Consider the following 18,174-nt stretch of genomic DNA (forward strand, 5'->3'; position numbering starts at 1 on the left):
CGCGGCTGGGCGCGGAACATCGCCTGCATCACTCCCCAGTTGCGCAAGCGCGGAGGTTCATCATGGGTCAATACCGACAACTGCTGGTGCTGCTCACCGAGGTCGATGCGCATTCAGCGGCGCTGCGCAGGGCCCTGGCCCTGGCGCACGTCAGTGGCGCCAGCGTGCATGTGCTGGGGCTGTTCGAACCGACCGAGGAGCACCTGCTGCGCGAGGAGCGCCTCAACGAAGCCGACATCAAGCGCCAGTACGAACGCTATCGGGCAAGGCTGGAGAGCCTGGTCGAGCATCATCGTGGCAGTGGCATCACGCTGACGGTCGATAGCCTGAACGCCGACGATATCCGAAGCACGGCCATTGACTACATCAGCGAACTGCAGCCTGACATGCTGCTCAAGGACAGCGAAAATGCCTCGGCCCTGGCGCGGCTGTTCGGCACGCCGCTGGACTGTGCCTTGATGCGCAGCGTGAAGGTCATCACCCACTTCGTGCCGCGCGACGCCGTGACGCTGCCGCGGCGGATCCTGGTTTGCGTGGATACCGCGTTCAGCGAGACGCCTGCGCTGCAGGAACACTTCAACCGTGGGCTCATCCGCGCCGCCCAGGCATTGGCGCTGCAGTGCGATGCGCCCTTGCACCTGGTGTCGGCCTACAACCTGGCGGGCGTGTTTGCCGCCGACATGCATGTCACCCAGGCCTGGATCGACGAGATGCGCGCAGCGCTGCAGGAACCCTTCGAGGCCTTGGCCGACGCCGAGGGCGTCGCGCCGGAGCGCAGGCATTTCATGGAAGGCGGGCCGGTGCAGGTCATCCGTGAACAGGTGGCTGCGCTGGATATCGATGCGTTGGTGATGGGCGTCGTGCAGCCCAAAGGGCTGGACAAGCTGTTGGGCGATACCACCGAACGGATCGTCAGCCACCCGCCCTGCAGTGTCCTTGCGGTGCACCCCGACGTAGCCGAACAGTGGGAGCCTTGAGCCATGCAATTGACCTTTCTTGGCGGCACCGGAACCGTGACCGGTAGCAAATTCCTGCTGACCCGCGACAGCACGCGGGTACTGGTCGACTGCGGGCTGTTCCAGGGCTTCAAGCAACTGCGCCTGCGCAACTGGGAGCCGCTGTCACCGGCCCTGCGTGCGCTCGATGCGGTGGTGCTGACCCACGCCCACCTTGACCACAGCGGCTATCTGCCGGTGCTGGCGCGGGAGGGCTACCGCGGGCCGATCTACGCCACCCCGGCCACCTGTGCCCTGGCGCAGATCCTGTTGCTGGACAGTGCGCGCTTGCAGGAGGAGCAGGCCGAGCATGCCAATCGCCATGGCTACTCCAAGCACACGCCAGCGCGCCCCCTCTATACCGAGCAGGATGCCAGGCAGGCCCTGGCCCTGTTGCAGCCAGTGGAACTGCATCAGCCGTTGCCGATCGCCGATGGCATGCAGCTGCTGATGCGCACCGCCGGGCATATCCTCGGTGCGGCGACGGTGCAGATCAGCGCCGAAGGCCAGACCGTGCTGTTCTCGGGGGACCTGGGGCGCCCTCAGGACCCGATCATGCGTGCGCCTGAGCTGGTCAGGACGGCCGACGTACTGCTGATCGAGTCAACCTACGGTGATCGCCAGCACCCTGACGAGTCGACCGCACAGTACCTGGCCAAGGTCATCAATGAAACGCTGTTGCGCCATGGCATCACCCTGGTCCCATCGTTTGCCGTCGGCCGCGCCCAGTTGCTGATGTATTACCTGTACACGCTCAAGCGCGACCGGCTGATCCCGGATATCCCGGTCTACCTGAACAGCCCGATGGCCACCGACGCCACCGCCCTTTACCAGCAGTACCGCAGCGAACATCGGCTGACTGCAGCCGAATGCGCCGCCATGTGCCAAGGCACGCATATCGTGCGTACGGTCGATGAGTCCAGGCACCTGGACCAGCTGCGCGAGCCTGCGGTGATCATTGCCGCCAGCGGCATGGCCACCGGTGGCCGGGTGCTGCACCACCTCAAGGCACTGGCCCCCAACCCACGCAACAGCATCCTGTTCTCGGGCTTCCAGGCCGGCGGCACGCGGGGGGCCGATATCGTCGCCGGTGCGCGCAGCGTGCGCCTGCACGGCGAAGACGTGCCGATCAGGGCGCAGGTGCATGCCATGGAGAACCTCTCCGCGCATGCCGACGCCGATGAAATCATGGAGTGGTTGCGTGGCTTTGCCCGGCCGCCGCGGCAGACCTATGTCATTCATGGCGAGCCGCACGCTGCCGACACCTTGCGCCGGCGCATCAGCCTCGAACTCGGCTGGCAGGTCTGCGTGCCGGAATATCAGGAAACCGTCGCCATCGACCCGGTGCGCTAGCCAGGCGCGGGAGGTGAATCATGAGTACGCAAGCAAGGGCGAAACTGCGGGCCTGGATGCACAGGCCCAAGGGCAGCCTGGGCTGGATCGTGGCCATCGTGGCATTGCTCGTCGCCGCGTCGGTGTACCGCGCATCGAGCCCCAGCTGGCGCATGCCCATGCGCGATCCGGCGGTGCTCCTGAGCCTGCTGGCGTTGAGTGTCGCGCTGGGGTGGGCGGTGCAGCGGGGCTTCAGACGCACGGTCGGCAAGGCCATTTTCAATGGCCAGGATACGGGGTGGCAGGCCAGGTTGGCGTTGCTCCGTTCGATTACCCAGGAATCGAACCGGTTGATGAGTGTGTTGCTGCTGCTGGTCCTGCTCGGTACTGGCACCGTGTGGCTGGCCGGGCGCTCCGTGGCGCAGATCGTGGAAAACTGCACGGCCAACCTGCAGGCCCAGGTCGACGTGCCCGAGGATGAGAAGCTCGCGGCGCTGGTCGGCAAACCCGTGTGCACGTGCATGGCTCAGACCTTTCTGGAGCGCAACGGGGTGCTGCGCCTGGCCCTGTTCGAAACGCCCCTGCAGGAGGTGAGCGGCCTGAAGGCGGTGACCCCCGCGGATGAGCAGCGTTGCCTCGCGCAGTTCGACCTGTTGCCCGAGGAGGGACGTGCAGTCACGCCTTGAAACCCTCACTGCCCCCAAGCGGATGCTGCAATGACAGGCGCCCACCGCGGCGCGGGAGGTAGAGACATCCAGGCCGCGAAATTCCACGCGGTGGTCGGTGGGCAGCAGGCGGTTTTGCCCGTGCAGCCAATGGGCATCAGAGTGCGGCGGCCCAGGGTCAGATCAGCGAGAGCCGGTGGATGACCTGGCTGGGGTCATCCGGGTCGGCGGCGGTGGTGAACCCCGCCGCCTTGGCCAGGTCGCGCATCGCATGGTTGGCTGCCGCGTCGACCGAATACATCTGCCGCAAGCCCTTGGCTCGGGCATGATCGATCAGATGCTTGAGCAGCAGGCGACCCAGGCCATGGTGCTGCCAGCTGTCCATGACGGTAACGGCACATTCGCACTCGTCCTTGCCGCTGGCGGTGGCGTAGCGGGAAATGCCCACTTCCTGCAATTCGCCATCCACGTGGGCGAGGGCGACGTAGGCCGCCTGGCGATCCTGGTCGACCTTCATCAGCTGGTCGAGCATGGCTTCACCGGGCTCCCTGAGCTGGCACAGGAAGCGGAAATGCCGTGATTCGGGCGATAGCCGTTCGATGAAGGCTTTTTCGCGTTCACGGTCCTGGGCCTGCAAGGGCCTGATCAACACGTGAACGCCGTTTTCAAGGGCTTCGATCCAGTGTTCACCCGAAGGCTTGGGGAACGAAGGCGTTGTGTGCACACGGGAAGTCTCGGCGGGCGCCATGGCAATGTCCTCTATGTCGAATGAACCAGGAAGTTCAGTGTCGGCAGCGGGCCATTCGCTGACTTGACACTTGTCAATTGCTTCACTCATCACCTGTCACAGCGACAGAACAAGCGGGTCGCGCGATGCCTGCGATCTCGGTATGGCCAACTGCTGCTGGCGCGCCTTGGCGTGGACCACCAGCAAGCTGCAGGTGAGGCTGGCCAGCAGGTATTCGAGGGTCGCGAACTGCCAGGCGCGGTGAGGGCTGGTGATCACCACGGTGTCGTAGCCGCAGCGGTTGGCATAGGCACAGAGGGTGTGTGCGCATGAGCCGACGATAAGGTGGTGATGAACGTTAGGTACCCCCAGCTGCGCAGCGAAACGTTTGCATGCGCTTGCCAGGGTTTCGTACGAGGGGATTTCCGCCAGGCTGTAGTGCTCACTGTGACGCAGCAAGGCGGCCTGGTCATAGACGGAGAACAGATGCATCTTCGCCTTGCGCGCATGGCTTATGAGCCTCGCGGTTTCGACGACCTCGGCGTTCGCGACGCCGTCGTCCAGGTCTTCGCAACTGGCTGGCGCCGCGACGAACAGCTTGGCTTGGCCAGGCGCTGCTCGTTCCCGTGCGAACAACACGGGGCAGGGCGCAAGCCGCATGAGTTCGAGGTCGAAACTGACGTCCCCGTTCACTTGAGCTTGCAGGATCACCAGGTCGGCGTCGCATGCCCTGGCCAGCTTGACCAGCGCTTTGGCCGAGGGCTTGATTCGCCTGACCTCGGGCTCCACGTGCATGCCGCGGTCGAGGAAACCTTTGGCCAGGCTTTTCTGCCGGCTCAGGTTGTCAGTGTGCCTGGCCTGCGCAGCAGGCGCTGGCTGGATGGCCAAAGTCACCGAGGCGCCGATGGCCAGCGCCAGCTCCACCGCCTGTTCGATAGCCGGATCATAACGATCCTCGTCGCCCACAATTACCAGCAACTTACTGATTTGCATGCTCTTTCACCTTTTTGGCAGATAGCGCCCCGGCAAACAGTCGGGCTGCAACGAAGCGTTCGATGCTTGAGCATGCGGGCACGGGCAAGGGGCGGCTTGATCTTCATCAAGTCGCATCAGGTAGCGTGCCACCCTTGGTCGGACGGACGGCCAGCGTTCAGTGGAGCCGCTAACTTGAATAGATGCCCGCCTGCAAAAAAAGCGGAGGCATCGTCATGTCAGGCTCTGCGGAAATGGGGGCAAGGCCCCATGTGAAGTGCCTTGCGTGCTCGTTGAGTCGGCTTTGCCTGCCCGCCAGCCTCAGTGCCGACGAAGTGGACAAGCTGGAGCGAATTGTCCGCCGTAACCGGCCGTTGAAGCGGGGTGAGTACCTGTTCAAGGCCAACGAACCCATGGAGCACGTATTTGCCTTGTGCTCCGGGGCGATCAAGAATTTTATGCTCGATGCCGAGGGCAGCGAGCGGGTCACCGGCTTCCTCCTGCCGGGCGAGATGCTCGGGCTGGACGCTATCGGTGCCGGTCATTACCGAAGCTTTGCCATTGCCCTGGAACTCTCGCTGGTGTGCTCGATCAGGCTGGATCAGCTGGTGGACCTGTCCGGCCAGATCCCGGGGCTGCGCTACCAGTTGCTGCACATGCCCAGCCTGGGGATCCAGGGCAAGGACGAGCACCTGCGCTGCTGTCACGGGCGTGCCGATCAGCGGCTGGCGATCTTTCTGCTGGGCATGTCCACGCGCTACCAGGCACGCGGGCTGCGGGCAGATATGTTCACCCTGCCCATGTCCCGCGGCGATATCGCCAACTACCTGGACCTCACGCTGGAAACGGTCAGCCGATTGTTCAGCCGCTTCATCCATGCAGGTTTCATGCAGTGCGCCGGGCGTGAGGTCAGGCTCACCGACATGCAAGGCCTGGTCAACCTGACTCGCCTGGAGGAGCCCACTTGAGTGCAGCAAGCAGCCGGTCATAGCGTTGCACCGGCCAGCCTCCGGCGAGGTGCCCCGCCCCGATCGGGCGTGGCAGATGAGCCGTGCGTATCCAGATGCGCTGCGGTGCCACGCCTGTTTGCCAGCACAGCCGGGCCACCTGGCGCGCCACCTGTGACGGTGCGCAACAGTACACCGTGTCCGGGGCAAAGTGGGTCAGCAAGCGCCGGGTTTGCCATCCGCCACCGCTGTTGTCGCGCGGCACTGGCGAAAGCGCTGCCAGCCAGGTTTGGCACTCCTCTGGCAGCAGTTCGGCGGCAATGCCGTCATGTGACAGCTGCACCTGGACCCGGGGCAGCCAGCAGCGGATCTCATCCAGCGCGCCCAGCAAGGGCAGCAGGCCGTCGGCGCGACTGATGGCCAGCAACCGTTCGCTTTGCAGGGGCAGCGGCCAGGCGCTGCCAAGCGGCCCGGAATAATCGAACTGTTCCCCCAGCTTACCCAATGGCTGTGCATGATGGATGCTGACGATGAATTGCCCGGCGACACCAGGCAGGGTCACGTAGCTGCACGGCCAGCATTCGGTACCACGGCCGAGCAGGCAGTACTGGCCTGCCATTGCCTCGCTGCACGGCTGGCGGCACAGGGCCAGGCGCACGAACTGCTGGATACCTGGGCCTGGCAACGTTTGCAGCAAGCGGACACTGGCACCGCCATCCTGATTCATGGCTGCCTCGCACTGTAAGCATATCTTGCTGATACCAGCCTAGGTCGTGGCCGCTGCGGCATCTTGATCAGGATCAAACCGGCTGGCGCAGGGGGCGCCTCGTGGTTGATAAAGATCAAACGGTGCTTTGCCCGACGGCGCACATTCGAGGGGTCTCCCTGGGAGGCATTACTCATTCTAGGAGGTCGCCATGTCAGAAGTTGCCAAAAAAGTGCCTGTTACCCCGGTCGCCACCCAGCCCGCCAACGCTTCGCCGCCCAGCGTCGAACCCTCGGAGCTGTGGCGACCCTTCCAGCAATTGCGCCGTCAGATCGACAGCCTGTTCGAGGATTTCGGACGGCGGCCGATGCGCATGCCGTTCAGCCACACACCGTTCGATCTAGAGCCTTTCTGGCGGCGTGACCTGTTCAGCCACGGCATGCCGGCCATGGACATCAGCGAGCTGGCCGAGGAGTACCGCATTAGTGCCGAGTTGCCCGGCGTGGATGACAAGGACATCGAGATCAAGCTCGCCAATGGCAACCTGGTGATCCGCGGTGAGAAACACGAAGAAGTGGACGAAAAACGCAAGGAATATCACCTGTCCGAGCGCCATTACGGCAGCTTCGAACGGGTCTTCCAGCTGCCCCGTGAAGTCGACGCCGAGAAGATCAACGCCCAGTTCAACAAGGGCGTGCTGCTGGTGCACCTGCCCAAACGCGCCGAAGCCATCCATCCGGAAAAGGTGATTCCGATCAAGAGTGGTAAATGATCACCCCTTTTTACTGTATCGAGGAGCAAGGAAGCTCCGCCTGTGGAGGTAGAACATGATGTCCATTGGCAAATACTGCAACCGGGACGTGGTCACCGCACCGCCCGGTATCTCCATCTATGCCGCGGCGCGCATGATGAATCAGTACCATGTCGGCGATCTGGTGCTGGCCGAACATGTCGACCGCGAGCGTTGTCGGCCTATCGGCCTGATCACCGATCGCGACCTGGCGTTGCGCATCATTGCGCGCAACCCACCGGATCAGGAAGACCTGCAGGCAGTCGATGTGCTGCCCCGGCCTCTGATCACCGCCAACCAGAACGAGGACCTGTTCGAGGTGATCCTCAATATGCGCCGCGCCAATATCCGACGCATTCCGGTAGTCGATGATTTCGGCCTGCTGGTCGGAATCGCCACGGCGGACGACCTGGTGGGCCTGCTGTCGGACCACCTGCACGAGCTGTCACTGCTGATCCGCCAACAGAGCCGGCGGGAGGAAGATCTTCGCGGCGAAGACCTTTGAGCGCGCTTGGGCGCGACAACCTGGACCGTTACCTTACTTGGCCTTCCAGTACTTCTGCATTTCCAGGAACAGGAAAGACGCGGTCCAGGTGATCAGCACCAGGCCCGTCAGGGCCTGCAGGCCGGTGAGGTACTTCAGGTGGCCGGTAGGCGCGATGTCACCGAAACCTATCGTGGTATAGGTGGTGAAGGAAAAATACACGCAGTCGAGGAAACTCCCGTCGAAATTGCCGCTGAGCGTGCCCCAGCCTGGAGCATTGGCCATCAGGTAATAGGCCAGGGCAAAGCACCACACCTCCACGGCGTGGGCCAGCAGTGCACCGAATACGCCTGCCACGATGCGAAAGCGGCTCCAGACCTTGAGCCGAGGCAGCCAGTCATTCAGGCGCAGCAGGCATTCGTAATGAATGATCACCACCAGGATCACCACCAGCATGTTGATCAGTGTCACAGAGAGCATGGCAGGTACCCTGGCCAGGATTGACGGTTCACTTCGTGGCATTGACCAGCACATAGGTGGCGGGCTCAGCGGCCTGTGGTCGCAACGCCGGGAACTCTTCGGGGGTGATGGTCTCCTTGGCCAGCAACAGGCGCGCGCCTGCATCCAGGTCGCTGCGGCGCTGCTCCAGCAAAGAGCGGGCACGGCCATAGGCTTCTTCCAGCAAACCGCGGATGGCCAGGTCGATCTCGCGCGCAGTCTGCTCGGAGTAGTCCTTGTGCGCCTGGTGCAGTATCGAGTCGCCCAGAAAACCGGCCTGTTGCCGCTCCAGTACCGCCTGGCCCAACACCGGATTCATGCCGAAGCGGGTGACCAGCTGGCGGGCAATGTCGGTGGCGCGCCCCAGGTCGTCGGCGGCGCCCGTGGAGACCTGGCCGAACGCAAGGTGCTCGGCGGCGCGCCCGGCCATCAGCACGACCAGGCGGTCGCGCAGCATCTGCGCGCTGATCAGGAAGCGGTCATCGGTCGGCCGCTGCAGGGTGTAACCCAGTGAACCCGCAGCGCGGGGAATGATCGACACCTTGTGCACCGGGTCCATGGCCGGCAGGCTGCTGGCGGCCAGGGCATGGCCCATTTCGTGGTAGGCCACCACCTGGCGTTCGTCACTGCGCAAGACGCTGCCTTTGCGCTCGACACCCGCCACCAGGCGCTCGACCGCAGCGGTAAAGTCCTCCAACTCGACCCACTGGCTGGAGCGCCGGGTAGCGACGATGGCAGCCTCGTTGACCAGGTTGGCCAGGTCGGCGCCCGTCAGGCCCGGGGTGATTTCGGCAATCCGCTCGCAGTCCAGGTCGTTCTTGTAGATGATCTTGTGCAGGTGGACTTTCAGGATCGCCAGGCGGCCCTTGCGGTCGGGCCGGTCGATGAGGATCTGCCGGTCGAAGCGCCCGGCACGCAGCAGCGCCGGGTCCAGCACTTCCGGGCGATTGGTCGCTGCCAACAGCACCACGCCTTCACGCGGGTCGAAGCCGTCGAGCTCGGCGAGCAACTGATTGAGGGTCTGTTCTTTCTCGTCATTGCCGCCAAAACTGCCGACCCCGCGCATCTTGCCCAGAGCATCGAGCTCGTCGATGAAAATGATGCACGGTGCAGCCTGGCGGGCCTGCTCGAAGAGGTCACGCACCCGCGCGGCGCCCACGCCCACGAACATCTCCACGAACTCCGAGCCGGAAATCGAGAAGAATGGCACTGCCGCTTCCCCGGCGATGGCCTTGGCGACCAGGGTCTTGCCGGTGCCCGGTGGGCCTACCAGCAAGGTGCCCTTGGGCACGTGTGCGCCCAGGCGCGCATACCACGCCTTGTTTTTCAGGAAGGACACGATCTCGGTCAGCTCGCCCTTGACGTCGTCGATACCGGCCACGTCGGCGAAGGTCACCTGGGTGTCATGTTCGAAATAGACCCGCGCGCGCGACTTGCCCACCCCCATCAACCCGCCCAGCCCCTGTTTCTGCCCCAGCCCGTGAAACAGGAAGTACCACAGCACCAGCATCATCAGCAGCGGCATCAACGCGCCCACCACGGTCGCTACCGTGCTGTCCTCGACGACGCCAGAGAAAGCCACCCCGGAGCGCCCCAGCTGCTCGCTCAGTGCCGGGTCGACGCGCACGGTGGAGAACACCGAGTGGCCATCGATCGGCTCCTGCAGCCTGCCGAGAATACGCTCGTGCTCGACATGCAGGTCGTTGACCTTCTGCTGATCGAGCAATTGCAGGAACTGGCTGTAGGGAATGGCTTGCACGGCCGGCTGGCTGAACAGGCCGAACTGCACGGCAGCGAGCACCGCCAGGCCGACTGCCAGGAAGTAGAGCTTCCAGGGCTGATCCTTGTTCATGGCCATCTCTCCTCGGCCAGCCCGCGCACGCCTTTCATGGCCTTGACCGTGCGCTCGGCACTGACTTTCTGGGCGTAGCTGTTGACGTGCCCGGAGAGGGTGACCACACCGTTCTGCACCGTCACTCCGATGCTGGCGGCATTGATATCCGGTTTGAATTCCAGCTCTTCGAGCACAAGGTCTCGCAGGTCAAGGTCGTTCATGATCGGCTCCGGTAGCGGACAGGGGAGGGCTCAAGTGCCCTGAGTCCTTGTTTCTACCCTTGTGCCCCGCAGCGCGATTGATAAAGGTCAAACCCGGTGAACAGGCCGCTCGCGGTTGACAAATGTCAGGCTCGGGCGCACGCCGCCCCGGATACTCAGCGTGTCCTGGGTATGCACGAGGGTACCGACATGCGACGTTATGTGCTTTGCGGGTTGGCCGGCCTGCTGCTGGTTAGCGCGTCCGGTTGCACGGCGTGGCGCGCCGAGGAATACGATGCGCGCCTGGAGTCGGCGGAGGACAATGCCGCCACTGCACGGTTGCGCGCCGATCAAGTGTGCTACCGCATCGATCTGGTCGAGCAGACTGCCAACGAGGCGCTACGGCGGGCGATCCAGGCTCAGGACGAGGTGCAGCAACTACGCCAGCAAGCCAGACGCAAGTAGCTGGCCAACCGTATCGGACATGACCTGGAAGCCGCTTATGACGGCACCTGCAGCTATCGCTACAGCGACAGTGAGCGGTACCTGAGCGTCGAGTGGCATCGCGATTGAGGTGGGCCGCCGGTTTGCCCACGGCACGGAGCCTGGCAACCCGGCATTCAATCAACCGTGGATCGCCAGAAGGCTCGAATGCACTTTGTACAGGGTTTGCTCGGTGGTACTGCCGATGACCTTGGCCAAGCCTTCGTGGTAAATGGTGCCCATGACGACCACATCGAAGCCATGCTGATTGGCGTATTCGCTGACGACACTCCGGGCAGCCCCGCGTATCAGGTGCAAATGGTCCGGCTTGATGCCGTAATGGCCGGCGAAGCGGGTCAGGCGTTCCCGTGCCCTGCCTGTGACTTCTTCGATCACCTCATCGGTCCAGGCCACTGGTGCAGCGGCATAGGCCATGAAGCTGGGGCTCGGTTCATAGGCCTGAAGCACATGCAGTTGTGCCTTGCAGCGCTGCGCAAGTACCTGTGCAGCCTGCAGGACATGGTCGTTGCACCTGTGCACCGCAGCGTCGTGCTCGACCAGGTCCACCGCAGCCAGCACCCGTGCAGGCAGCGCCGCCTCAGCTTGAGCCACCAGGTGCAACGGTATCGGGCAGCGGCGCAGCAACTGCCAGTCCAGTGGCGTGAGCAGGGCACGGCTGACGACGGTCTCGTGGCGGATATCCTTGATCAGCATTTCCACGCGGTGCAGCTGCGCCAGACGGATCAGATCCTTGAGCGGGTCATCGTCGTCCAGCGTTTCGGGGTAGGCGGTAATGCCCTGTTCGCCAAGCGCTTGCGCCTGCTCGTGCAGCCAAGCCTTGCGGTGCTCGGCGTCTTGCTTGCGGGCACTGCTGCGCAGCATTTGGTCAAGGGTGATCAGGCGTGATGGTAGTTGGCTCAGCACCACCAGGTGCAACGTGGCGCCTGTGGCCTTGGCCAGGGCTTGGGCGCGCGACATGGCTGGCGAGGGGTGCAGGTCCGAATCCAGGTGTGGAAGAGCCGCTCCTTGCCATAAGCTGCCGGGTTTTCTGAGGCAGCGGTTCCATATAGCCACATTGAGCGTTGCGCGGACCCTGCGTTTGGTTTTGATCAAATCATCGCGTTGATTCGAAAACCTCTTCAGATTTCCTTCAGATTCGCCACGGATACTCCCCCTGACCAACCCATTCGGGGGGAGCTTCATGACTCAAGCCCTGTGGAGCAGCCTGCTCCCATTACCCATCGGCACCCATGCTGAGCATCATGCCCATTTGTCCCTGCACCTGCAGGGCGAGCAGGGGCGTGGCGAGCTGGAGCATTTCATTCATCAGTGTTTCGCAAACGTTCACCAGGCCGATGTCCACCATTACCTGCCAGAGCTACTGGCCCTGCGCGACAGCCACGGGCGGCTGATGGCTGCGGCCGGAATGCGCCCGGCCAGCAGCGGGTCGCTGTTTCTCGAAGGCTACCTGGATGAGCCCCTGGAAAACGCGATCTCCAGGGTGGCGGGCGTGACGCTGGGGCGCGAGTGCATGGTCGAAGTTGGCAACCTGGCCTCGCTCAGCGCCGGCAGCGCCCGGATCATGATCGCCACCGTGACCTGGCTGCTCGCCACCCGAGGGCTGCAGTGGGTGGCATTCACTGGCGCACCGACCCTGATCAACAGTTTCCAGCGCCTGGGGCTGGTGCCGACGGTGGTGGCGCAGGCCGACCCCGCGCGCCTGGACGAGGCGGCGCAGCAATGGGGGCACTATTACGACCAGCATCCGCAGGTGTTCGTCGGCAATATCCGCCATGGCTTCGAGCGCCTGGAGTCGGCCGGTGTGTTCCGGCGCCTGGGGCTGCCCGTGCTTGACGAGGAGACCGGCCATGCCGCATGAACTGGAACGCTTCAGGCAATTGCTGCTTGACCTCGGCCGTGAGCGCGGCGATGCCCTGGCGGTGGAGGGAGACACCGAGCGGTTCACCTACAAGCAGGTGCTCGCCGAGGTCTGGCTGCGCGCCAAGGCCTTGAGCGCGCACCCGCCAGGCGTGTTGGCCCTGGCGCTGGATAACGGCCCGGAGTTGCTGTTCTGGGACTTGGCGGCGCTGGTCTCGGAGCGGACCTGCGTGATCGTGCCAACCTTCTTCAGCACGGCGCAGGTGCAGCACTGCATCGAACAGTGCGGCGCAAGCCTGGTGCTTTGCCAGCCGGCCTGGGAGGGCGTATTCAACCAGCTGGGCTTCGTCCAGCAGGAGTCATTCTGGACACGCGATCTGGCAGCGCCGGTGGTGCTGCCTGCGGGCACCGCCAAGGTCACCTATACCTCCGGCAGCACGGGCACGCCCAAAGGCGTTTGCCTGGGCGCCGATGCCATGCTGCGTGTCGCGCATGAACTGGAGCTCGCCAGCCGGCCCACCGAGCCGCAGCGCTACCTGGCGGTGTTGCCGCTGGGCGTACTGCTGGAAAACCTGGGCGTCTATGCCGCACTCATGGCCGGGGCCAGGGTGCTGCTCTACCCCCAGGCGCAACTGGGCATGGGCGGCGCCAGCCAGGTCGACTTCAAGCGCTTGCTCGGGGCCATCGCCTTGAGCGGCGCGCAGAGCCTGATCCTGGTGCCGCAGCTGTTGATGGGCCTGGTCACGGCGATCGAACGCGGCCTGATGAAGGTGGGCCCTCTGCGCTTCGTCGCAGTCGGCGGGGCGCGGGTATCGCCTGGCCTGCTGGCGCGGGCCGAGGCCATCGGCTTGCCGGTCTTCGAAGGCTATGGGTTGTCGGAGTGTGCCTCGGTGGTGGCGCTCAACCGTCCGGGGGCGATGCGCCGGGGCAGCGTCGGCCGGCCACTGCCCCACGTTCAGGTGCGTATCGCCGGGGATGGCGAAGTACTGGTCAGCGGTTCGGTACTGCTTGGCTACCTGGGGGAAGCACCCGCTTCGTCGGCCTGGTGGGCCACGGGTGACCTGGGTTACTTCGATGACGATGGGTATCTGTATCTCGATGGGCGCAAGAAACACCAGTTCATCACCAGCTTCGGGCGCAACGTCAACCCTGAATGGGTGGAAGCCGAGCTGACCCAGAGCGGTGTGATCGCCCAGGCGTTCGTGCACGGTGAAGGCCTGCCGCGCAACCTGGCGCTGCTCTGGCCGCTTGACCCCGGTACCAGCGACGAAGCCATCGAGCAGGCGGTGCAGCGCAGCAATGCAACCTTGCCCGACTACGCCAGGGTGCATGTCTGGCGGCGCCTGCCAGGCCCTTTGACGGCCGGCGAAAACACCCTGACCGCCAATGGCCGCCCGCGACGCGAGGCGATCCTGCAGCGTTATCACACCCTGTTGTCCGACATCCAGTTGTGAGGTCCGTCATGTCATTTTTCGATACCCTTCAGTTGCAAACCAGCCACGAGCGCCAGGCCCTGTTCGCGGTGCCGGTGATTCGTGAGGCTTTGGCCGGCCAGGTCAGCCGCGACGGCTATATCGCGTTCCTGACCCAGGCCTACTACCACGTGCGCCACACCGTGCCGCTGATGATGGCCTGCGGCGCGCGCTTGCCCTCGCGCCTGGAATGGTTGCGCGGCGCCGTCTGCGAATACATCGAGGAGGAATACGGCCACGAGCAGTGGATCCTAAACGATATCAACGCCTGCGGTGGTGACTGGGAGGCGGTGCGCGATGGCCGGCCGGCAATGCCGATCGAGCTGATGGTCGCCTACCTGTACGACCTGATCGCGCGGGGCAATCCGGTGGGGCTGTTCGGCATGGTCAACGTCCTCGAGGGCACCAGCATCGCCCTGGCCACCCATGCCGCAGGCGCCATCCAGAGCAGCCTGGGGCTGCCGGACACCGCGTTCAGCTACCTCAGCTCCCACGGCGCGCTGGACCAGGACCACATGGTGACCTACAAGCGGCTGATGGACCGCCTGGACGAGGTGGATGACCATCAGGCGGTGATCCATGCCGCCAAGGTGGTGTACCGGTTGTACACCGAGATGTTCGAAGGCTTGCCGCGTGCGAGCCAGGCCGAGGTGCAGCATGCGCTTGCCTGAGTCGGTGGTGGTATTGACCGGCGCCAGCGGCGGCATTGGCCTGGAGCTGGCCGAGCAACTGTGCGCGGCCGGGGCCAGGGTGCTCGCGGTGAGCCGGCACCTGGGCAAGCTGGCGGGCCTGATGAACCGCTACCCGGATCGCCTGCGCTGGCAGACCGCCGACCTGCGTACCGCGCAAGGGCGCGAGCAGGTCGTCAGCCGGGCCCGCGAGATGGGCGGGGTCAATGTGCTGATCAACGCCGCGGGGGTGAACCGCTTCGCCTTGCTCGACCAGCTGGACGAACACGCGCTGGACGAGTTGCTGGACATCAACCTCAAGGCGCCACTGCAGCTGACCCGAGCCTGCCTGCCGCTGCTGCGCGAGCAACCCAAGGCGCTGGTGGTCAATGTCGGGTCCACCTACGGCTCGATCGGCTACCCCGGCTACGCGAGCTACTGCGCCAGCAAATTCGCCTTGCGAGGGTTCTCCGAAGCGCTGCGGCGGGAGTTGGCCGACACCCCGGTGAACGTGGTGTATGCCGCGCCTCGGGCGACCCGCACAGCCATGAACAGCAGTGCTGCGACAGCGCTCAACCAGGCGCTGAAAGTCGGCATGGACGACCCCGCCGATGTCGCCCGTGCCGTGCTCGAGGCGGTGCAGTCCGAGCGCAGCGAACTGTACCTGGGTTGGCCAGAGAAGCTGTTCGTGCGCATCAACGGCATGCTGCCGGGGGTGGTCGACCGTGCGCTGCGCAAGCAATTGCCAGTTATTCGCCGCTATATCGGTAGCCATACCAAGGAGTCGAGCAAATGAAGCGTCTGCTCATCGCCAGCTTGCTGGCCTTCGCCCCCTTCAGCTGGGCACTGGACACTGCAGGCACGCAACACCTGAGTGATTTGCAGCAACGCTGGGCACAGATCCAGTACCAGTTACCCAAAGAAAAACGTGCCGATGCATTCGAAAAGCTGGCCGCTGATGCCACGGCGTTCGTGCATCAATACCCCGGCACGCCTGAGCCTCTGATCTGGGAAGGCATCATCAACAGCAGTTGGGCGGGCGCCGTCGGTGGCCTGGGCGCGCTGGGCAAGGTCAAGGCGGCCAAGGCCAGCCTGGAACAGGCCATGAAACTCGACCCCAACGCCCTGCAGGGCTCGGCCTATACCAGTCTGGGCACGCTCTATGACCAGGTCCCGGGCTGGCCGATCGGTTTTGGCGACAGTGAAATGGCCGACAAGCTGCTGCGCAAGGCCCTGCAGATCAACCCCAATGGGATCGACAGCAACTACTTCTGGGGCGATCATCTGTATCGGCAAAAGCGCTACCCTGAAGCCACCGCCGCCTTGCAGAAGGCTTTGCAGGCGCCGCCCCGGCCAGGGCGCGAGCTGGCCGACCAGGGCCGGCGTGGCGATATCGATGCTTTACTCAAGGCCATCAAGGACAAACAGGACTGAACATGCGGCTGCTGCTGCTTGAGGACGATACCGCACTGGGTGAGGGCATTTGCGACGGCTTGCGCCAGGCGGGCTACACGCTCGACTGGTTGCGTGATGGCGTGAGTGGCCTGCATGCGTTGCAGCATGAGGGGTTCGACCTGGTGATCCTGGATCTCGGCTTGCCCCGCCTCGATGGTATCGAACTGCTGCGGCGCGTGAGGGCAGGGGGTAACAGCCTGCCGGTGCTGATCCTCACCGCCCGGGACAGCCTCGATGATCGTATCACCGGGCTGGATGCAGGCGCCGATGATTACCTGGTGAAGCCTTTCGACCTCAACGAGCTGAAGGCCCGGTTGCGTGCCTTGCTGCGGCGAAGCGCCGGGCGTGCGACGGTGCTGATCGAACATGCCGGTGTGAGCCTCGACCCTGCCACCCGGCAAGTGCACTACAACGGTGTGGAAGTCATCCTGACCCCCAAGGAGTATCGACTGCTGCATGAGTTGCTGGCCCAACCTGGCAAGGTCTTCACCCGCGAACGCCTTACCCAGCTGCTGTACGGTTGGGATGAGGAGCCCGAAAGCAATACGCTGGAGGTGAACATCTACCACCTGCGCAAGAAACTCTTCAATGGCCTGATCCGCACGGTCCGCGGTATTGGCTATCTGGTCGAGGGCAAGGCATGAGTTCGCTGCGTCAACGCACACTCTGGCGGGTCATGTTCCTGTTGTTGGCCGGCACTGGCCTGCTGGTGCTCTACAACTACCACGACAGCCGCCATGAAATTAACGAAGTGTATGACGCGCACCTCGCCCAGAACGCGCGCCTGCTTCAGGGGGTCATGAGCCTGCCTGTGCAAGGCAACTCGCGTGACGACATGTACCGCGCTTTCAACGAAGCGTTGGGGCAAGCCGGCCGCAGAGGGGTCGGCCACCCTTACGAAAGCAAGCTGGCATTTCAAGTCTGGGGGGAGGGTGGTGTGCTGCTGGTGCATACGCCGAGCGCCCCCCGGCTTGATCCGATGCCGAGCGCCCCGGGTTTCTACGACTTTGCCAGTGGCGACAAGCAATGGCGCGGTTTCGTCTTGCCGGTACCGGAAAAGAACTGGTTGATCTGGGTCGGCGAGCGTGACGATGTACGTTACGACCTGATCGACCGGATCGTCCGCCACACCGTGTTCCCGTTCCTGCTTGGTAGCCTGGCCCTGGCGCTGTTGGTCTGGGCCGCCATTGGCTGGGGGCTGCGGCCGTTGCAGAACATGGCCAATGTCATCCGTGGGCGGCACGCCAATTCGCTGGAACCGCTGCAACTGGTACCGCTGCCATCGGAGCTTGAGCCCATGCAGGCGGCCATCAACCGCCTGTTGGCGCAGATCGAGGACTTGCTGCGGCGTGAGCATCGCTTCATTGCCGATGCCGCCCATGAGATGCGTACGCCGCTGGCGGTGCTGCGCCTGCACGCGCAGAACGCGCTCGAGGCCACTCAAGAGGCGGAGCGCCACAAGGCCTTGGGTTTTGTCATCGGCGGGGTCGACCGCTTGACCCGGGTGGTCAATCAACTGCTGACCCTGGCCCGTGTCGAGCCTCGCCTGGGGCAACGCGCTACCGCTCAGGTCGACCTTGCCGAGGTGGTGACCGATACCATGGCCGAGCTGACCCCCTGGATACTGGACCGTGGCCTGGAGCCTTCGCTGGATATTGGCGAAGGGGATCATCATCTGGCCATCGATGCCGGTGCGCTGACCATCGCCTTGCAGAACCTGGTTTCCAACGCGGTGGAACATTCGCCACCCGGTGGGCGCATCACGGTGCTGCTCAGGCGTCTGGACAGTCGTTTCGAACTGATCGTCGAGGATGAGGGGCCGGGTATCGAGGAGGCGGAGTTATCGCGCGTTTTCGAGCGTTTCTACAGCCGTAACAGCCCCAATGGGGCTGGCCTTGGATTGTCCATCGTGACCACCATCATCGACCGGCTTGGCGGCCACGTGCATCTCGAAAACCGTGTCAGTGGCGGCTTGGCGGCCACCATGTCGCTGCCGCTGGCCTGAGGCAGCCGGCGCGCTCACTTCAGACTCCCTTAAGCTTCGCTTGGCAACGTGGCATTGTCCGGT

The 18,174-nt window shown here is 64.1% G+C and carries 20 protein-coding genes and 1 pseudogene; 14 read left to right on the forward strand and 7 right to left on the reverse strand.

Annotation, left to right across the window (positions count from 1 at the left end; all coding sequences use genetic code 11):
• Positions 1-62: 62 nt before the first annotated feature.
• The 3 genes from HU738_RS12295 to HU738_RS12305 are packed head-to-tail and all read left to right on the forward strand — an operon-like array spanning position 63 to position 3,013.
• Complete coding sequence (locus HU738_RS12295; RefSeq protein WP_186602727.1) at positions 63-977, forward strand: universal stress protein; 915 nt, start codon at positions 63-65, stop codon at positions 975-977.
• A 3-nt stretch (positions 978-980) separates the two neighbouring features.
• Positions 981-2,348 carry an MBL fold metallo-hydrolase RNA specificity domain-containing protein gene (locus HU738_RS12300; RefSeq protein WP_186602725.1) on the forward strand — a complete coding sequence of 456 codons (1,368 nt, stop codon included), beginning with the start codon at positions 981-983 and terminating at the stop codon, positions 2,346-2,348.
• 56 nt (positions 2,349-2,404) lie between these two features.
• Positions 2,405-3,013 carry a hypothetical protein gene (locus HU738_RS12305; protein WP_496198493.1) on the forward strand — a complete coding sequence of 203 codons (609 nt, stop codon included), beginning with the start codon at positions 2,405-2,407 and terminating at the stop codon, positions 3,011-3,013.
• 157 nt (positions 3,014-3,170) lie between these two features.
• Here the strand turns inward: HU738_RS12305 and HU738_RS12310 are convergent, their stop codons facing one another.
• Together HU738_RS12310 and HU738_RS12315 are read right to left on the reverse strand one after the other, a co-directional pair.
• On the reverse strand, positions 3,171-3,740 hold the full coding sequence (locus tag HU738_RS12310; RefSeq protein WP_099813579.1) for a GNAT family N-acetyltransferase: 570 nt from the start codon (positions 3,738-3,740) through the stop codon (positions 3,171-3,173).
• Between the two features lie 96 nt (positions 3,741-3,836).
• Complete coding sequence (locus HU738_RS12315; RefSeq protein ID WP_186602723.1) at positions 3,837-4,712, reverse strand: universal stress protein; 876 nt, start codon at positions 4,710-4,712, stop codon at positions 3,837-3,839.
• A 215-nt stretch (positions 4,713-4,927) separates the two neighbouring features.
• Here HU738_RS12315 and HU738_RS12320 point away from each other — a divergent pair, with 215 nt between their 5' ends.
• On the forward strand, positions 4,928-5,659 hold the full coding sequence (locus tag HU738_RS12320; protein ID WP_186602722.1) for a helix-turn-helix domain-containing protein: 732 nt from the start codon (positions 4,928-4,930) through the stop codon (positions 5,657-5,659).
• On the opposite strand, the gene HU738_RS12325 is transcribed toward HU738_RS12320, so the two are convergent.
• Positions 5,628-6,365, reverse strand: a complete 738-nt coding sequence (locus HU738_RS12325; protein ID WP_186602720.1) for a ferredoxin reductase domain-containing protein — start codon at positions 6,363-6,365, stop codon at positions 5,628-5,630. The two genes, HU738_RS12320 and HU738_RS12325, sit on opposite strands and share 32 nt — an antisense overlap.
• Before the next feature lie 190 nt (positions 6,366-6,555).
• Here HU738_RS12325 and HU738_RS12330 point away from each other — a divergent pair, with 190 nt between their 5' ends.
• Complete coding sequence (locus HU738_RS12330) at positions 6,556-7,116, forward strand: Hsp20/alpha crystallin family protein (protein WP_186602718.1); 561 nt, start codon at positions 6,556-6,558, stop codon at positions 7,114-7,116.
• Positions 7,117-7,174: 58 nt separating this feature from the next.
• Positions 7,175-7,639 carry a CBS domain-containing protein gene (locus tag HU738_RS12335; protein ID WP_186602716.1) on the forward strand — a complete coding sequence of 155 codons (465 nt, stop codon included), beginning with the start codon at positions 7,175-7,177 and terminating at the stop codon, positions 7,637-7,639.
• A gap of 33 nt (positions 7,640-7,672) precedes the next feature.
• Here the strand turns inward: HU738_RS12335 and HU738_RS12340 are convergent, their stop codons facing one another.
• The 3 genes and pseudogenes from HU738_RS12340 to HU738_RS12350 form a co-directional block, all read right to left on the reverse strand.
• Complete coding sequence (locus HU738_RS12340) at positions 7,673-8,098, reverse strand: potassium channel family protein (RefSeq protein ID WP_186602714.1); 426 nt, start codon at positions 8,096-8,098, stop codon at positions 7,673-7,675.
• 28 nt (positions 8,099-8,126) lie between these two features.
• The gene (ftsH, locus tag HU738_RS12345; RefSeq protein WP_186602712.1) at positions 8,127-9,968 is read right to left on the reverse strand and encodes an ATP-dependent zinc metalloprotease FtsH; all 1,842 of its coding nucleotides are present in this window, start codon (positions 9,966-9,968) and stop codon (positions 8,127-8,129) included.
• A gap of 8 nt (positions 9,969-9,976) precedes the next feature.
• Positions 9,977-10,171, reverse strand: a pseudogene (locus HU738_RS12350) (BON domain-containing protein); the annotation flags it as partial.
• 189 nt (positions 10,172-10,360) lie between these two features.
• Between HU738_RS12350 and HU738_RS12355 the strand changes: the two are divergent.
• Positions 10,361-10,615 (forward strand): hypothetical protein, encoded by a 255-nt coding sequence (locus HU738_RS12355; RefSeq protein WP_054887798.1) that lies wholly within the window; start codon positions 10,361-10,363, stop codon positions 10,613-10,615.
• Between the two features lie 159 nt (positions 10,616-10,774).
• Here HU738_RS12355 and HU738_RS12360 read toward each other — a convergent pair whose 3' ends face one another.
• Positions 10,775-11,611 (reverse strand): universal stress protein, encoded by an 837-nt coding sequence (locus HU738_RS12360; protein ID WP_186602711.1) that lies wholly within the window; start codon positions 11,609-11,611, stop codon positions 10,775-10,777.
• 223 nt (positions 11,612-11,834) lie between these two features.
• On the opposite strand from HU738_RS12360, the gene HU738_RS12365 reads away from it, so the two are divergent.
• From HU738_RS12365 to HU738_RS12395, 7 genes are read left to right on the forward strand one after another with little or no spacing between them, the layout of a single operon-like run.
• Positions 11,835-12,512, forward strand: coding sequence for a thermostable hemolysin (locus HU738_RS12365; protein ID WP_186602710.1), 678 nt, complete (start codon positions 11,835-11,837; stop codon positions 12,510-12,512).
• Entirely contained in the window at positions 12,502-13,965 is a 1,464-nt protein-coding gene (locus HU738_RS12370) for an AMP-binding protein (protein WP_186602709.1), read from the forward strand. Before HU738_RS12365 ends, HU738_RS12370 begins: the two co-directional genes overlap by 11 nt.
• 8 nt (positions 13,966-13,973) lie before the next feature.
• Positions 13,974-14,654: an iron-containing redox enzyme family protein gene (locus HU738_RS12375; protein WP_186602708.1), complete on the forward strand. Its 681-nt coding sequence runs from the start codon at positions 13,974-13,976 to the stop codon at positions 14,652-14,654.
• Entirely contained in the window at positions 14,641-15,447 is an 807-nt protein-coding gene (locus HU738_RS12380; protein WP_186602707.1) for an SDR family oxidoreductase, read from the forward strand. Before HU738_RS12375 ends, HU738_RS12380 begins: the two co-directional genes overlap by 14 nt.
• Positions 15,444-16,085, forward strand: coding sequence for a hypothetical protein (locus tag HU738_RS12385; RefSeq protein ID WP_054887718.1), 642 nt, complete (start codon positions 15,444-15,446; stop codon positions 16,083-16,085). Before HU738_RS12380 ends, HU738_RS12385 begins: the two co-directional genes overlap by 4 nt.
• 2 nt (positions 16,086-16,087) lie before the next feature.
• Entirely contained in the window at positions 16,088-16,750 is a 663-nt protein-coding gene (locus HU738_RS12390; RefSeq protein ID WP_054887717.1) for a response regulator, read from the forward strand.
• Positions 16,747-18,111 carry a sensor histidine kinase gene (locus tag HU738_RS12395; RefSeq protein WP_186602706.1) on the forward strand — a complete coding sequence of 455 codons (1,365 nt, stop codon included), beginning with the start codon at positions 16,747-16,749 and terminating at the stop codon, positions 18,109-18,111. The genes HU738_RS12390 and HU738_RS12395 overlap by 4 nt, the downstream gene beginning before the upstream one ends.
• Positions 18,112-18,174 lie beyond the last annotated feature (63 nt).

Origin of the sequence: Pseudomonas vlassakiae, assembly GCF_014269035.2 — a bacterium.
Taxonomy (GTDB): Bacteria; Pseudomonadota; Gammaproteobacteria; order Pseudomonadales; family Pseudomonadaceae; genus Aquipseudomonas; species Aquipseudomonas vlassakiae.

Excerpts from the sequence above, each read along its gene's own strand:
- HU738_RS12385 (WP_054887718.1), top strand. The coding sequence starts at position 15,444 with ATGAAGCGTCTGCTCATCGCCAGCTTGCTGGCCTTCGCCCCCTTCAGC.
- HU738_RS12335 (WP_186602716.1), top strand. The coding sequence starts at position 7,175 with ATGTCCATTGGCAAATACTGCAACCGGGACGTGGTCACCGCACCGCCC.
- HU738_RS12375 (WP_186602708.1), top strand. The coding sequence starts at position 13,974 with ATGTCATTTTTCGATACCCTTCAGTTGCAAACCAGCCACGAGCGCCAG.
- HU738_RS12310 (WP_099813579.1), bottom strand. The coding sequence starts at position 3,740 with ATGGCGCCCGCCGAGACTTCCCGTGTGCACACAACGCCTTCGTTCCCC.
- HU738_RS12395 (WP_186602706.1), top strand. The coding sequence starts at position 16,747 with ATGAGTTCGCTGCGTCAACGCACACTCTGGCGGGTCATGTTCCTGTTG.
- HU738_RS12360 (WP_186602711.1), bottom strand. The coding sequence starts at position 11,611 with ATGTCGCGCGCCCAAGCCCTGGCCAAGGCCACAGGCGCCACGTTGCAC.
- HU738_RS12355 (WP_054887798.1), top strand. The coding sequence starts at position 10,361 with ATGCGACGTTATGTGCTTTGCGGGTTGGCCGGCCTGCTGCTGGTTAGC.
- HU738_RS12380 (WP_186602707.1), top strand. The coding sequence starts at position 14,641 with ATGCGCTTGCCTGAGTCGGTGGTGGTATTGACCGGCGCCAGCGGCGGC.
- HU738_RS12325 (WP_186602720.1), bottom strand. The coding sequence starts at position 6,365 with ATGAATCAGGATGGCGGTGCCAGTGTCCGCTTGCTGCAAACGTTGCCA.
- HU738_RS12315 (WP_186602723.1), bottom strand. The coding sequence starts at position 4,712 with ATGCAAATCAGTAAGTTGCTGGTAATTGTGGGCGACGAGGATCGTTAT.
- HU738_RS12390 (WP_054887717.1), top strand. The coding sequence starts at position 16,088 with ATGCGGCTGCTGCTGCTTGAGGACGATACCGCACTGGGTGAGGGCATT.
- HU738_RS12300 (WP_186602725.1), top strand. The coding sequence starts at position 981 with ATGCAATTGACCTTTCTTGGCGGCACCGGAACCGTGACCGGTAGCAAA.
- HU738_RS12305 (WP_496198493.1), top strand. The coding sequence starts at position 2,405 with ATGCACAGGCCCAAGGGCAGCCTGGGCTGGATCGTGGCCATCGTGGCA.
- HU738_RS12370 (WP_186602709.1), top strand. The coding sequence starts at position 12,502 with ATGCCGCATGAACTGGAACGCTTCAGGCAATTGCTGCTTGACCTCGGC.
- ftsH (WP_186602712.1), bottom strand. The coding sequence starts at position 9,968 with ATGAACAAGGATCAGCCCTGGAAGCTCTACTTCCTGGCAGTCGGCCTG.
- HU738_RS12295 (WP_186602727.1), top strand. The coding sequence starts at position 63 with ATGGGTCAATACCGACAACTGCTGGTGCTGCTCACCGAGGTCGATGCG.
- HU738_RS12330 (WP_186602718.1), top strand. The coding sequence starts at position 6,556 with ATGTCAGAAGTTGCCAAAAAAGTGCCTGTTACCCCGGTCGCCACCCAG.
- HU738_RS12320 (WP_186602722.1), top strand. The coding sequence starts at position 4,928 with ATGTCAGGCTCTGCGGAAATGGGGGCAAGGCCCCATGTGAAGTGCCTT.
- HU738_RS12340 (WP_186602714.1), bottom strand. The coding sequence starts at position 8,098 with ATGCTCTCTGTGACACTGATCAACATGCTGGTGGTGATCCTGGTGGTG.
- HU738_RS12365 (WP_186602710.1), top strand. The coding sequence starts at position 11,835 with ATGACTCAAGCCCTGTGGAGCAGCCTGCTCCCATTACCCATCGGCACC.